Origin of the sequence: Streptococcus halitosis (genome assembly GCF_023147855.1) — a bacterium.
GTDB lineage: Bacteria > Bacillota > Bacilli > Lactobacillales > Streptococcaceae > Streptococcus > Streptococcus halitosis_B.
Map to the genome: position 1 here is coordinate 546,527 of NZ_JAHXOP010000001.1, position 14,327 is coordinate 560,853.

At 43.1% G+C, this 14,327-nt stretch carries 12 protein-coding genes, 1 tRNA gene and 1 other RNA gene; 2 read left to right on the plus strand and 12 right to left on the minus strand.

All coding sequences use genetic code 11. The features are described 5' to 3' along the window. Positions 1-98 precede the first annotated feature (98 nt). The 5 genes from KZX55_RS02735 to KZX55_RS02755 form a co-directional block, all read right to left on the minus strand. Positions 99-1,265 (minus strand): ATP-grasp domain-containing protein, encoded by a 1,167-nt coding sequence (locus KZX55_RS02735; RefSeq protein ID WP_248023772.1) that lies wholly within the window; start codon positions 1,263-1,265, stop codon positions 99-101. Between the two features lie 12 nt (positions 1,266-1,277). Continuing rightward, positions 1,278-2,018: an esterase family protein gene (locus tag KZX55_RS02740; protein WP_000546816.1), complete on the minus strand. Its 741-nt coding sequence runs from the start codon at positions 2,016-2,018 to the stop codon at positions 1,278-1,280. A 20-nt stretch (positions 2,019-2,038) separates the two neighbouring features. Next, positions 2,039-2,863 (minus strand): alpha/beta hydrolase, encoded by an 825-nt coding sequence (locus KZX55_RS02745; protein WP_084933086.1) that lies wholly within the window; start codon positions 2,861-2,863, stop codon positions 2,039-2,041. A gap of 136 nt (positions 2,864-2,999) precedes the next feature. Next, a complete protein-coding gene (thiI, locus tag KZX55_RS02750; RefSeq protein WP_248023781.1) occupies positions 3,000-4,214 on the minus strand; it encodes a tRNA uracil 4-sulfurtransferase ThiI in 1,215 nt (404 codons plus the stop codon). A gap of 8 nt (positions 4,215-4,222) precedes the next feature. Continuing rightward, the gene (locus KZX55_RS02755; RefSeq protein WP_248023789.1) at positions 4,223-5,365 is read right to left on the minus strand and encodes a cysteine desulfurase family protein; all 1,143 of its coding nucleotides are present in this window, start codon (positions 5,363-5,365) and stop codon (positions 4,223-4,225) included. 139 nt (positions 5,366-5,504) lie between these two features. Between KZX55_RS02755 and KZX55_RS02760 the strand changes: the two genes are divergently transcribed. Beyond that, entirely contained in the window at positions 5,505-5,930 is a 426-nt protein-coding gene (locus KZX55_RS02760; RefSeq protein WP_248023791.1) for a DUF6556 family protein, read from the plus strand. A 44-nt stretch (positions 5,931-5,974) separates the two neighbouring features. Here KZX55_RS02760 and KZX55_RS02765 read toward each other — a convergent pair whose 3' ends face one another. From KZX55_RS02765 to KZX55_RS02780, 4 genes are all read right to left on the minus strand, one after another. Continuing rightward, positions 5,975-8,281, minus strand: a complete 2,307-nt coding sequence (locus KZX55_RS02765; protein ID WP_348982748.1) for a DNA translocase FtsK — start codon at positions 8,279-8,281, stop codon at positions 5,975-5,977. Positions 8,282-8,366: 85 nt separating this feature from the next. Then, on the minus strand, positions 8,367-10,319 hold the full coding sequence (locus tag KZX55_RS02770) for a PTS fructose transporter subunit IIABC (RefSeq protein ID WP_248023793.1): 1,953 nt from the start codon (positions 10,317-10,319) through the stop codon (positions 8,367-8,369). Continuing rightward, positions 10,316-11,227 (minus strand): 1-phosphofructokinase, encoded by a 912-nt coding sequence (pfkB, locus tag KZX55_RS02775; protein WP_248023795.1) that lies wholly within the window; start codon positions 11,225-11,227, stop codon positions 10,316-10,318. Before pfkB ends, KZX55_RS02770 begins: the two co-directional genes overlap by 4 nt. Next, entirely contained in the window at positions 11,224-11,964 is a 741-nt protein-coding gene (locus KZX55_RS02780) for a DeoR/GlpR family DNA-binding transcription regulator (protein ID WP_248023797.1), read from the minus strand. Before KZX55_RS02780 ends, pfkB begins: the two co-directional genes overlap by 4 nt. Positions 11,965-12,126: 162 nt before the next feature. On the opposite strand from KZX55_RS02780, the gene KZX55_RS02785 reads away from it, so the two are divergent. Further along, a tRNA-Ser gene (locus tag KZX55_RS02785) sits at positions 12,127-12,214 on the plus strand. 220 nt (positions 12,215-12,434) lie between these two features. Here the strand turns inward: KZX55_RS02785 and ssrA are convergent. The 3 genes from ssrA to KZX55_RS02800 form a co-directional block, all read right to left on the minus strand. Next, positions 12,435-12,782, minus strand: a transfer-messenger RNA (tmRNA) gene (gene ssrA, locus KZX55_RS02790). Between the two features lie 58 nt (positions 12,783-12,840). Next, positions 12,841-13,476 (minus strand): SGNH/GDSL hydrolase family protein, encoded by a 636-nt coding sequence (locus KZX55_RS02795; protein ID WP_248023799.1) that lies wholly within the window; start codon positions 13,474-13,476, stop codon positions 12,841-12,843. Position 13,477: 1 nt separating this feature from the next. Then, positions 13,478-14,305, minus strand: a complete 828-nt coding sequence (locus KZX55_RS02800) for an HAD family hydrolase (RefSeq protein ID WP_248023801.1) — start codon at positions 14,303-14,305, stop codon at positions 13,478-13,480. Positions 14,306-14,327 lie beyond the last annotated feature (22 nt).

Genomic DNA, 14,327 nt, shown 5'->3' on the forward strand with positions numbered 1-14,327 from the left:
TTAGCAACAGATTTTCTAAAAGAATCTATGGAAAACGCTTTATTTAACTTATCTTTAAGAAAAGGACAAAAGAAGTCAAACTCCTTTCATCCTTTTCGTTACTCTTGACGCTGACCAAAGTCCGCAATCATCTGCTCCATCTCTTGGCGACTCGGAGTAGTCAGCATATAAAGGTAGTCCCCTTGTAGCTCTGCAAAGGCTGCTGGCATGATTTTTTTGACCTTGAATTGCTGGCTGTATTTGGCAAGAAGGTCCTCCTCTGAATAAACATAGTTAGCATTAGCACGACGTGATGTAGCTAAACAGTATTGTGGTTCAAACTCTGATGCTGGGAATTCTTCACCTGCAACAATCGCCGCATAACCTCGGTAGAGGTCCAAGGAGTGAGCGAAGTTATAAACATCAATGGTAAAGCCACCTGCAGGACGATTATTGTACTCAATGGCAATATAGTCGTCCCCGTCACGGAAAAACTCGATATGGAAAAAGCGCTCTTTCATACCAAATTCCTTGACAATGGCCTCGCCATACTTGCGCAGTTTTGGATCCATATCCTTGAGCACATAGTAGGAATTGTCCATCTTATAAATCATGAGATCAAGTGGTGTATGGGCATAATCGAAAGTCGTTGAAAATACGATATTGCCATCCTTATCCACAAGCCCGTCAAAGGTACAGATTTCGCTAGAAGTGACAAATTTCTCAAAGAAATAAACGGTCGAATGATCCCATTCTTGCTTGAATCGGTCCACATCTTCCTGACTTTCCAACTTAAAGGTGGCTGCCGCTCCCACTCCATTGTCAGGTTTGGCAATCATTGGTAGGCCAATCGTCTCAACTGCTTGGTCCACATCTGCTTCCGTCTGGATGACAGCCCCAGGTACCACAGGGACACCTGCTTTTTGGAAAAATTTCTTCATTTCAGACTTAAACTTGGTCTTTTTGAGATCCTCTGGTTTGGCACCAAAGACATTGAATTGCTCTCTGAGTGTTGCGTCCAGCTCAAGCCAGTATTCATTGTGGGATTCGATGCGGTCGATTGGTCCATGCTTGTAGAAAAGAAAGGCAACAGCACGTTTGACTTCGTCTATGTTCTCAAGATTGTCCACACGGAAATACTCGGTCAAGCTATTGCGCAATGGTTCATCTAGTTGTTCATAGGGTTCTTGCCCAATCCCTAGAACGGTGATGCCTTTATTGGCTAGCTCGATGGTAAACTGTTGAAAGTTTTGCGGATAGTAGGGAGAAATAACAAGGTAATTCATAGGCAACTCCTTTTATAGATACAGGTGTCCAAGAAAATAGGGCATTTGTTTACGCCACCATTCCCAGTCGTGGGCGACATCGTGTCCCCATTCAGCAAACCAGGCTGGAATTTGTTTCTGGTCAAAGGCTTCTTTGAGCTTGTAGAAAGATGGTAGACCGTCTTGTTCCCAAGCACCAAGGCCCGTACAAACGACGATTTCTGCCTGACGGTAACGGTCGATAAACCATCCGTCGTTTTGATTCCAGATATAATCTACTGGTGAGTTTTGGTAAATAGCATCATCATTGTAGTAATCGCCAACGAAGAAACGTGCGTCGTAAACACCGCTGAGAGCAATCACCTTGGTGAAGACATCTGGATGCTGGAGGAAGAAATTAAGTGCATGGTAGGCCCCCATCGAGCAACCTGTCGTCATCATGCCATCAAACCAACCTGTTTTATGCTTGATAAAAGGAATGGCCTCCTCAATCACATAGCGTTCGTAGGCGCGGTGCATCTCCGCCTGGTCATGACCATTTTTCCAAGTAGCCAACCAGCTCTCACTGTCGACACTGGAGAGAGTAAAGAACTGGACGCGCCCTTCCTCGATAAAGGAAGCACAGGCATCAATCATGCCAAAATCATAGTATTCATTGTGACTGCCACCAGATGAAGCAAAAACCACAACTGGAATCCCAGCATGTCCATAACGGTTGAGGTACATTTCACGATTAAGATTGCCACTCCAATGGCTAAGGTTTTCAATATGCATTGGCTTTCTCCTTTCCTAACTTACCATTTCTCCGCAAAAAATCGGAGACAGTCTGGTAAATTTTCCGACCATGGAATTTCACTATGGATGGCACCGGACTGAACTTTCAAGACAAGATTATCCAAGCCTACTCCACCTGAAATCAAATCACGGTAATAGCGAAGCGACGAGTCGATATAGGCTTGCTTGATATTGCCAGCCATCAAGGTCTTGTCCGTATCGTCTGCTTCTTCTGTTCCTACATAGATAAAAATGCGCTGTTCAGGCGTCAATTTCTTACGCTCGATATAGCGGTTAAAAGCTTCTTGGTGAAGCCAGTTGGCAGATGAGAAGACACCTAGACAACCAATTCGATCTTGGTACTCTAGTCCGATAAACTGGGTAATATTGCCTCCTAGAGACGAACCAATCATAGCCGTGTGCTGGCGATCAGCTTTGGTACGATAGGTTTCATCGATAAAAGGCTTGACCACCTCCATGACAAACTCGGCATACTCCACACCCTTACCGCCAAACTGCTGCCCTGGGATAGGAGATTCTTGAAACTTCCAAGCCGCATACTCATTCATCCTCCCCATACCATCATTGTCAATAGCAACAACAATCATGCGACTGATATCAGGATTTCGCTTAATAGCCGGAATGATCTTCCAAGAGTGTCCAATATAAGACTCCTTACTGTAAAAGACATTTTGCCCGTCATGAAAGTAAACTACAGGGTAAAAACGGTCGGTGTCTTTCTCGTAGTCCTTAGGCAGAAGAACACGCACACGACGCTCTTTTCCTGTATAAGGAACCTTGAGTTTATGTTCTTTCATTTTTAAGTAAAAGTAGGAATGATTCATTGTCAGAAAACTCTCTATATTCAAAATTTTATCTCATTATACCATAAAAATAGAAAAAAAGTCAGTAAATGTCCATTTTAAGGATAAATAACTAACTTTTTTCATTTGTTTTTCTGAATTCTTCTGGATTTTCTGATTAGAGGAGATTGTCAATCAACTCATCGACAGCATCTTTTTCAGCTTGAGGTGTAATCTCAGTAATCATGATACCAGCCACTGCTCGCTCAACCAAACCTTCAACATCCATGCGTGCTTCATACTGCTCCGCATTCTTAATTTTAGGATTGGTCTTAGGACGATCAGGCGCAAAAATAGTACAGCAGTCTTCAAACGGTTGGATAGAAATATCAAAGGTATCGATTTCCTGGGCGATGTCAATGATTTCCAACTTGTCCATCGTAACCACAGGGCGGATGATGGGAGTGTTAGTCACAGCGTTGATAGCCTGCATGCTTTCCAAGGTCTGGCTAGCTACTTGACCAAGACTTTCCCCATTGATGATAACTAAACCATTTCGTACCTCACGGATACGATCGGTAATGCGCATCATAAAGCGACGGGTCAAGGTCATGAGGTAGGCTTCTGGAGCCTTGGCTTTGATTTCCTCTTGAATCTCAGTGAAAGGCACTTCGATAAACTGGATATTGCCGCCAAACTTGGTCAATTTACGGGTCAAATCTTGGGCTTTTTTGAGAGCACCTGGACTAGTGTAAGGTGGGCTGGCAAAGTGAACGGCCTCGATATCTACTCCACGTTTAAGAGCTAGATAACCTGCTACGGGTGAATCAATACCTCCTGACAACATGAGCATGCCCTTACCAGAAGTTCCCACAGGCAAGCCACCTGCTCCACGAATGGTTTCATAGGAAAGATAAGCCGCCTCTTCACGAATCTCCACCTGAAGAGTGATATCGGGATTTTTCATTTGAGCTTGGACATTTGGAATAGCTTCGAATACTGCTCCACCAAGTGTTTGGTTGAGTTCACGACTGTCGAGTTCAAAGTTGTGGTCGCTGCGTTTACTAGAAATCTTAAAGGTCATGCCTTCCTTGTAGATATCTTTCATAATCTCTTGGACAGAAGACTTCAGAACTTCTACAGATTTTTCAACTTTATATACTGGAGAAAAATTCTGAATCCCGAAGACTTGTTTGAGAGATTCTGCAACCGCTGTGTAGTCGGCTCCATTCAGGTAAGCGTGGGCACGGTCGCGGTCAGCAGTTACCTTAACTTGGGGATAGATGGACAAAATGTCCGAAATATTATTGCGAAGTTTATTGATGAAACGCATGCGGTTTTTGCCCTTGGTTGACAACTCTCCGTAGCGAATCATAATTTCTGAATACTGCATGAATGCTCCTATCTTACTTTTCTAGTTTGATTGTAAATTAATTTTAGCTTGGTCAAAAACTGCTCAACCTGACTCATATCATTTTCCAGGTCTAGGCTTAGACGCACAGCTGACTGGGCCTTATCTTTGTCCACTCCCATGGCAATCAAGGTCCCAGCAGGTTTTCCTGCCTTGGACGAACAAGCAGAGGTTGTGGAAATGAAAATATCATAGTCTTCAAATGCATGAACGATGACTTCTCCACGAACCCCCTTAATCCCAAAAGTCAGAATATGAGGGGCAAAGTCTTCCTCATCTGAAAAGACAAAAATATCTGGATAGTCCAAAAGCGCTTGGCGAATGACTGATTTCATCTGCCCTGCCTTATTAGTAAAGACAGCTAACTTTTCCATAGACAAACGGAGGGCCTTGGCTGTTGCAGCGATCCCTGCCACATTTTCAGTTGTTGAACGATGGTCTCCCTCTTGACCACCACCTGTCAAAAGAGGCGTAATTTTCTTACCAGACTTGATATAGACAAAGCCGACTCCTCGAACACCATGAAATTTATGACTTGAGAAGGTCGCAAAATCCACCCGTTCTGTTATATATTTTTCAGTCGGAATCTTAGCGAGTGCCTGAACTGCATCAACATGGAAGGAAATAGTTGGCTTATCTGCTAACAGTTTCGAAATAGCCTCAATAGGCTGGATAGAGCCGATTTCATTGTTAACTGCCATGATGGAGACGAGAGTCGTATCAGGACGTATCAAATCTGCTAATGCTTCAACATCCACAAACCCTTTCTCATCAACTGGAGCAAAATCCACCTCAAAACCCTGACTTTTCAGCCAGAGGGCTGATTCCTTAACTGCTGGATGTTCAATGGCTGATACGATGATGTGCTTGCCAAACTGGGCTTTTTCAAAGGCCACACCCTTGATGACCCAGTTATCCCCTTCTGTTCCACCAGAGGTAAAGAAGATTTCATCACTTTTCTTGCCAATCAAATCTGCAATTTGCTGCCGGGAAGCATCTAAAATTCGTGTTGCTTGGTCGCCCAAACGATGGAGGCTAGAAGGATTTCCTACAATTTTTGAAGCGACCTGCATGTAAGTTTCAAGAGCTTCAGGATAAGGCTTGGTCGTTGCCGAATTATCAAAGTAGATCATGTTTTCTCACGCTTTCTAAAATCACTTCTTCTATTGTATCATGAAACGAAGCTTGCGACAAGAAAGGGCAATTTCTCTTTTTTTTTAAGATTTTTTTAAAGAAATGAGGTATAATAAATCATAATAAAAGGAGAGTATCATGTCTAACTATCATAGAACTTCAAAACCAAAAACTGAGCATATCAAAAAGGGGTTTACTGTCTTTCAAAAAACGATTGCTACCATCGGTAGTATCCTTGGTCTAATCACCGCTACTATCACCATCATGAACGCCATGGATAATAGCAAAAACAATAAAAAAGAACCGACGACAACCCAAACAACTGTTGTCAAGGAAATTCAAAAGGAATCCCCTCAGGAAAATACTACACCTAACAAGGACAACACTTCTACTAAAGAAAATATCCCGCAAGAAGAAACTTCTCAATCCAACACGAAAGAGGAGAAAAAAGAAGAACAGAAAACAACAACTCAGGATTCTTCTACACCTTCCTCAACAAAAGAAACAACTGATAGTGGAAACTCGTCCAAAACGACTAGTTCCGAAAACAAAAGCAATCAATAACCACTAAAATAGCTTCCTTCCAGCTTTGGAAAGAAGCTATTTTTTTATTGTTGCAATACTTTTCGTGGTTTGGTTCCTTCAGCTGGACCGATAACACCCGCCATTTCGAGTTCTTCCATCAGGCGGGTTGCACGGTTAAATCCAACTGACAAACGACGCTGAATCATCGAGGCACTGGCTTTCTGCGTCTCGATAACCAGAGCCTTAGCTTCTTCAAAAAGCGGATCGCCGCCAGCTTCACCATCTGAAAATTCTCCTTCATTTTCAGAGACCTCACCTGGATCAAAACTCTCATCGTAGTCTGCATCCGCCTGAGCCTTGATGAAGTTTACGATGCGCTCGACATCGTCATCTGAGATAAAGGATCCTTGCAGGCGGACTGGGTGATTTTCATCGATTGGTTTAAAGAGCATGTCTCCTCGACCAAGCAGTTTTTCTGCCCCATTCTCATCCAAGATGGTTCGTGAATCTGTGCCTGATGAAACTGCAAAAGCCACACGAGATGGGACATTAGCCTTGATAAGGCCAGAGATAACATCGACTGATGGACGTTGCGTTGCGAGAATCATATGAATCCCTGCAGCACGCGCCTTCTGTCCAAGACGGATGATGGCATCTTCCACTTCTTTGCTGGCCACCATCATGAGGTCTGCCAACTCATCTACAATGACAACAATCAAAGGCAGCGGTACTTGTTTGTACTCAGATTGGCTATTAAATTCCTCGACCTTGGCATTGTAGCCAGCGATATTTCGCACACCAACCTTAGCAAAGAGTTCGTAACGGTTTTCCATCTCATCCACAACCTTTTGCAGAGCCTTGCTGGCCTTGCGTGGATTGGTCACAACTGGAATCAAGAGGTGAGGAATGTCATTGTAAACCGATAACTCAACCATCTTTGGATCCACCATCATAAACTTGACCTGGTCGGGTCTTGCTTTCATGAGAATGCTAGCGATAATACCATTAACTGCGACTGACTTCCCTGATCCCGTCGAACCTGCAACGAGTAGGTGGGGCATCTTGGAAAGGTCAAAGGTGCGAGCCGTTCCATTAACCGCCTTCCCTAGAGGAATTTCGAGGAGATTTTCTGGCTTAGTTTGAGACTGTTCCCAGAGTTCACGGAAGGAAACGGTTGCAATCTCAGAGTTAGGCACTTCGATTCCGACTAGGGATTTACCAGGGATTGGAGCCTCAATCCGAACATCCTTGGCCGCCAGAGCCAGCGCTAAGTCGTCTGCCAGATTGGAAATGCGGTTAACCCGTACACCAACGGCTGGCTTAACTTCATACTTAGTTACTGATGGGCCGATTTCAGCCCGTTCAACCGTTACCTTGATACCAAAGCTGGCAAAGGTTTCTTCTAAGATTTTGATATTTTCTCGAACAATCTTCTTTTCCTTGGACTGATCTTTGGGTTTATCTGGCGCGAAGAGTTGCAAGCTTGGTAGCTTGTATTCAAGGGCTTCCTTAGCAGAAAAATCAACCTGCACCTCTTCATCCTCAAAATCTTCTTTCTCGTCTGGAACTTCAACGTCAGCTTGAGGGAGGATAATCTCGGGTTCACTCCATTCTTTTTCAGGAATTGGTGGAAGATCATAGTCTGGAACTTCTGGTAAGATTTCTCCCGTTTCAGGATCTACGGGAGGAAGCGGTAGTACATCCTGTTCTTCTTGTTCTCTCTTGATTCTAGCTGCTTCCTCAGCTTCTTGACGAGCCTTCTCTTCTTCTCTCTTGATGAAGCGTTCCTGTTTTCTCTGTTCCTGTTTTTCCATGAAGGATCTGAACTGGGTTCCAATAAAGGCTGCAACATCATAAATAGACCAAGGACTGACCAAGAGAGCCCCAACTAGAATCAAAAGAACTCCAATAAAGTACGATCCGATATTGGAGAAAAGAAAGGCTATGGGGATATAAAGTCCAACACCTAGCAGACCTCCACCAGCGAAGCTAGTCACCCGCATACCAGTCAGATCCGTCATAACTTGAGCCAAGGTCCCTTTTAGAACTGACTGCTCCAAACCAAACTTCCAGACAAGATAGGCCTCAAAAATCAAGAGCAAGCCAGCGAAGATACAGAGAAAGCCTGACAGAAGCCCCTCTTGCTTGCGTATCCATTTAAAAAGAAAAAGATAGATGAGGAGGCCGCCTATAGCCACATAGGCCAAACTTCCGACTAACAGTCGAATGAGATTGTAAAGAGTGATACCAACTGCACCTAGTTTGAGGGCTGCAATAATCAACAATAAGGCAATCCCTAAGGAAATCAACATCCTCTGGATAGCCTGCTTTCTTTCGAGTTCTGCTTTAGACGGTCTCCGTCTTGTTTTACTTGTATTCTTGTTTGCCATTCTTCTATTATACCATATTTCACAGTCATTTCGAACAGAGAAAAAGATTGCACCAAAGGGTACAATCTTTCTATTTTGATACTTTTTATGCTTGTGGTTTGCGTAAGTAACCATAAACCACACCACTTACGATTGCTCCTACTAAGACTGAAGCAAGGTAAAGAAGAGCATTTGAAGTGAGGGCGATAACGAAGATTCCTCCGTGTGGCGCCATGAGTTTAATTCCAGCAAGACCAACGAGTCCGCCTGCTACTGCAGAACCAAGGATGAAGCTTGGGATAGCACGAGCTGGGTCAGCGGCACCAAATGGAATCGCTCCCTCAGTGATAAATGACAAGCCCATGATGATGTTTGTCAAACCAGAGTTGCGTTCTTCCTTAGTGAATTTATCTTTGAAAAGAAGAGTTGCGACAAAGATAGCAAGTGGTGGAACCATTCCGCCAGCCATAACTGCTGCCATGGCTACAGAACCACCTGAAGAAACAGTCGCTGCAAGCGTACCTGTACCAAAGACATAAGCTGCTTTGTTAACCGGTCCACCCATGTCGACAGCCATCATTCCACCGAGAACGATACCAAGAAGGACAGCTGAGCCTCCTCCAAGACCGCCAAGGAAGGCATTCATAGCGGTGTTGATTTTTGCCATTGGGATGTTAACAGCTAGCATGACAAATCCAGTCAAAATTGTTCCAAAAAGTGGCAAGAGAAGGATTGATTTAGCACCTTCAAGTGAACGTGGAACTTTAACGTATTTCTTAATAGCAAGAACCAAGGCACCTGCGATAAATCCACCAACAAGGGCACCTAGGAAACCAGATGAGACACCTGCAAGGGTTGAAGTTGCTTCACCACCTGCGGCATAAGGAATCTTACCAAAGGCAAAACCTTCTTTGGCAATAGCACCAGCCACAAAACCTGCTACCAAACCTGGTTTTTCAGCCATAGAGTAGGCTACGTATCCTGCAAAAACTGGAAGCATCAAACCAAAGGCAGCCCCACCGATTTTCATGAACATAGAAGCTAGCTCATGGTAGGATCCGAGATTGCCAAGACTATCCTGTGGCACACCAAAAGCTCCGTCGATTAAGAAGGCGAGGGCAATCATGATACCACCACCGATAACGAATGGCAACATTTGAGATACACCACTCATCAAGTGTTTGTAGAAAGCACCACCGATACTTTGTTTTTCATTAGATGCTGTTGCAGCTTTTGCTCCATCAGCAGCACGATAAACTTCAGCATCTCCTGAAAGAGCCAAGTTGATTAATTCTTCTGTCTTACGAATACCGTCTGCAACTGGACGATTAACCAATGGTTTGCCATCGAAACGATCCATCTCAACAGCCTTGTCAGCAGCGATGATAACAGCTTTAGCCTTGCGAATGTCCTCTGCAGTCAATTGGTTCCCAACACCGCTAGCTCCGTTTGTTTCAACCTTGATACCAACACCCATTTCAGCAGCCACTTTTTGAAGAGCTTCTTGGGCCATGTAAGTGTGGGCAATACCTGTCGTACAAGCTGTAACAGCTACGATAAAGTCGCCAGAGTCATTAGCAGGTACTTGAACAGGTTCCTCAGCTTTTTCTGAAGCTTGGTTAAATAGTTCGATAACTTGATCTGCAGATGTTACTTGACGAAGTTTGTCAGCAAATCCGTCTTTCATCAAGTATTGAGATAATTCTGCCAAGGCTGCCAAGTGAGTATCATTGGCACCTTCTGGAGCAGCAATCATGAAGAAGAGGTCTGTTGGTTGCCCATCCAAGCTTTCATAGTCAACACCCTTGTTTGACTTAGCAAAGAGAACCGTTGCTTCTTTGACAGCAGAGTTCTTGCTGTGAGGCATAGCAATTCCGTCACCCAAACCAGTGGAAGTTAGAGCTTCACGCGCTAAAATTCCTTCTTTAAAGGTTTCAAAATCCGTCACGTAACCGTGATCTACCAAACTTTTAATCATCTCTTCAATGACAGCTGTTTTTTCAGTTGCCTGCAAATCCAGCAACATGACATCTTTTCTCAATAGGTCTTGAATTTTCATCGTTTTTCTACCTCAACTTTTTCATATGTTTCTTTAATAAATTCCGCTGTTGCCAAGTCATCCGAGAAGGTCGTTGCTGTTCCACAAGCTACTCCCCATTTGAAGGCCTCTACTGCGTCTTTAGATTTGACAAATTCACCTGTAAACCCAGCAACCATAGAGTCACCAGCCCCGACTGAATTTTTGACTGTTCCCTTGATTGGTTTAGCAAAGTATGCTCCCTCAGATGTGACAAGAAGGGCACCGTCACCAGCCATGGAGATAATGACGTTTTGAGCTCCTTTGGCCAGTAACTGACGAGCATAGTTCTCGATTTCATCTAAACTTTCGAGTTTCACTCCAAAGATAGCTCCAAGTTCGTGATTGTTTGGTTTAACCAAAAGTGGCTGGTAGTCCAAACTATCAATCAAGGTCTGTCCTTCAAAGTCACATACGACTTGCGCACCAGTCTGGCGTGTCAAGGCAATCAAATCCTTATAGATAACATTGCCTAGGTTCTTAGCACTCGAACCCGCAAACACAACCGTATCTTCTGCTGTCAAACTAGACAAAATAGCTTTCAATTCTTCTAGCTGAGCCGGTTCAACATTAGGACCAGTCCCGTTGATTTCTGTTTCTTGGTCTGCTTTGATTTTAACATTGATACGAGTATCTTCTGCTACTTGAACAAAACGTGTCTCAATTTCCTCTTCTGCCAAAGTATCTGTGATAAATTTACCAGTAAAGCCTCCGATAAATCCAGTCGCAGTATTAGGAATATCCAAGCGCTTCAAAACACGGCTAACATTGATTCCTTTCCCACCAGCAAACTTATCATCACTGTCCATACGATTGACACTGCCGACTTGAACTTGCTCCAAGCGCACGATATAGTCTATGGATGGATTAAGTGTGACTGTATAAATCATACTTCTATTACCTCCGTTTTCTTCTTAATAGCCTGCAAGAGCTCATGCCCTTGACTTGTGATGACAATAGCGCGTTTAAGTGGTGCTACCTTGGCAAAGCAAGTTTGACCAATCTTTGACGAATCAACCAAGACATAGGTTTGTTTGGCATTCTCTAAAATAGCACGCTTCACAGCTCCCTCCTCCATATCTGGAGTCGTATAATAACCATCGTCCACACCATTCATCCCAATAAAGGCACGGTCAAAGTGCAATTGATTAATTTGGTTAAGAGCAACACCGCCAATACATGCATCTGTTGCCATCTTGACACTTCCTCCAACCATGACAGTTGGAATCTGTTTTTCAACCAACTGAACCGCATGGTGAATGGAGTTGGTCACAACTGTGATATTCTTATCAACCAATTCCTTGATTAAAAAAGCAGTTGTTGTGCCAGCATCGATAAAGATAACATCTTTCTCCTTGATGAGAGAGGCCGCCTTCTGAGCTAGCAACTTCTTCTCTTGAAGGTTTTTGACAGATTTTTCTTGGATGGTTTCTTCTTCCCGCAAGGAGTGGGGCAATTCTGCTCCTCCATGCACACGGCGAAGCTTGTTTTCCGCCTCCAACTCATCCAAATCTCTTCGTACCGTTGATTCTGATGTTTCTAATATACTGACCAATTTTTCTAGGGAAACTACATGATGTTGATTTAACTCCTCTAAAATCAGTTGCTTCCGCTCAGTTTTTAACACCAAATCACCTCCTGTTATCGTTTACACTATTCATTCTAGCATATTCTCTACCAAAGTCAAGCATTTTTTATCATTTTCTTTCAAATTCTATCATTTTTTCTTATTTCCAGAATTTTTATTGCAAGATAAGTGGCTTTATGGTAGACTATTTGAGTAAGTATTGGAAGATTACTCAAGAGGCTTAAGAGGCCGTGTTGGAAACGCGGTAGGCGTGTAACAGCGTGCGTGGGTTCGAATCCCATGTCTTCCGTAGAAAAACAAAAACTGCATTTCAGTGCAGTTTTTTTATCGCAAGCATTTAAAAATCAAATAATACAAACACTATATGATTTCATAAAACAAAAGGATATAGATTTCTAGGACACGACAAAAATGTTGTATCCTTTTTTAGCAAAAGAATACCAAGAAATACAAAAGGCAAAAACAAAAAACGTTGATTTAACAACGTTTTTCCAAGTTTAGCGAAAGAATAATGGAGCCGGTGGGAGTCGAACCCACGTCCAAACACCTGCCAACATATTTGTCTACAACCATAGGTTATGTATTGTTTTAACAGTCCCTCAACACATAACTCAAGCCTAGGAACTGCGAGTCTATTAATCTCTTATCAAACCACTAGACAAGGCTTGATCGTATCTCGCTAATCATAAGACCTGTCATTGAACACGAGCAATCCAAATCAGGTCACGCCTGCTGGTTTTTAGGCAGCTAGAGCGTAAGAAGTGTTATTTTTTGCAGTTATATTTAACTGAGCGTTTACGTCGCCACACGGGTTGCAAAATATGCCTCATAATGCCTGTCGAATCCGTAACGACCCCAAAAGGATAGAACTATTATAACCTATCTTCATAAAAAATGCAAAATCAAGCCACCTCTTTAGAAAAGATACTCTTTTAAGGCTTCCGATAAGGCTTGATAACCGGCTACACTTAGATGGAGGCCATCTGTTGTATAGTCTTTTTTGAGTTGTCCTTCTGAATCTATCAAACTATCATAAACAGGCACAAAATCTACCTGCATATAGGCGGATGTTAGAGCCTCATAGGCTTGATTCCATTCTCTAATCTTTTCATTGGTTCGGATATAAACGGTCTGCTTGTATTTCTCTCCCTCATTGACTGGCAGAATAGAAAGGAGCTTTATTTGTGACAACGGATAATCTCGGGCAATCGATTGGATCACACGCTCAAGATTATCCAAGGCTTCATTCATGGGAATATCTTTTCCAATGTCATTTGTCCCAATTAAGAGAACAATTTGATCCACAGCATCACCATAAAGATGGGCATCCAAATTCTCTAATAAAAGTCTCGTCTGGTAGCCTCGGATGCCACGATTAACAATCGTCTTGGCCGCCCCAAACAACTCTTGCAGAGGGTAATATTCCACAATCGAATCACCAATAAAAATGATATCTGGCTCTAGGACAGAAATTTGATTCAATTCACGATACTTGGTTTGAATTTTTTCCTGCTCTTTTAAGAGCCAATTCTCTAATAACTGTACTGCCACCTTATCCCTCTTTCTCTAACCAATTTTCTAGGACTTGATAAACACCCGACTGGCTGTTAGCTGGAGCTAGGGCAGTCGCAACTGCCTTGACCTCATCATCTGCGTTTTCCATCGCATAGGCAATTCCAGCCAGTTCTAGCATTTCGATATCATTTTCACTGTCACCAAAGGCCATGATTTGCTCCGATTGCAAATTCCAGCGCTTGAGTAATTCTTCCAATCCCCAAGCCTTGTGAACACCAGCCTGTAGGATATCAATACAACCATAACCGCTAGAAACGGCTCTTACACGCCCATTAAAGAGGTCATTGATTTCCTGCAAAACAGAACTAGAACGTTCTTCACCGACGACCATACTCATCTTTAGCACCCCACCAAAGAGATCCGAGCTGAGCTCTTCAACAAAGTTTGTATGCCGATAGAGTTTTTCAATCATCTCAGGAGTCATAAATTTATCAAGTTCTGTAAAAACAGTTCCTTTCTTGACAAAACTCCCATTCATACTAGTGACAACAAATTGATCTCGACACTCCCTCCCTTTAAAATGAACTAAAGCCTTGTCAACCATAGCATTATCCCAGATCTGTGCTTGAATCAGTTTATTATTTTCAAAAATACGCGCCCCATTGGCAACGACTAGGACAACTCTACTCGCCAAATGTTTAAGCAATTGTCTCATACGATGAACTTCATTCCCCGTCGCAATGACAAAACGGATATCCCTTTGATCCAACTGATCTAAAATCTTTTCCAAGCGGGGCAGATCTAGCTGACCTCTCGAGTCTAGCAAGGTTCCATCCATGTCTGTTGCAATTAATTTAATCGTCATCATATCTCCTTTAGGGTGAGCA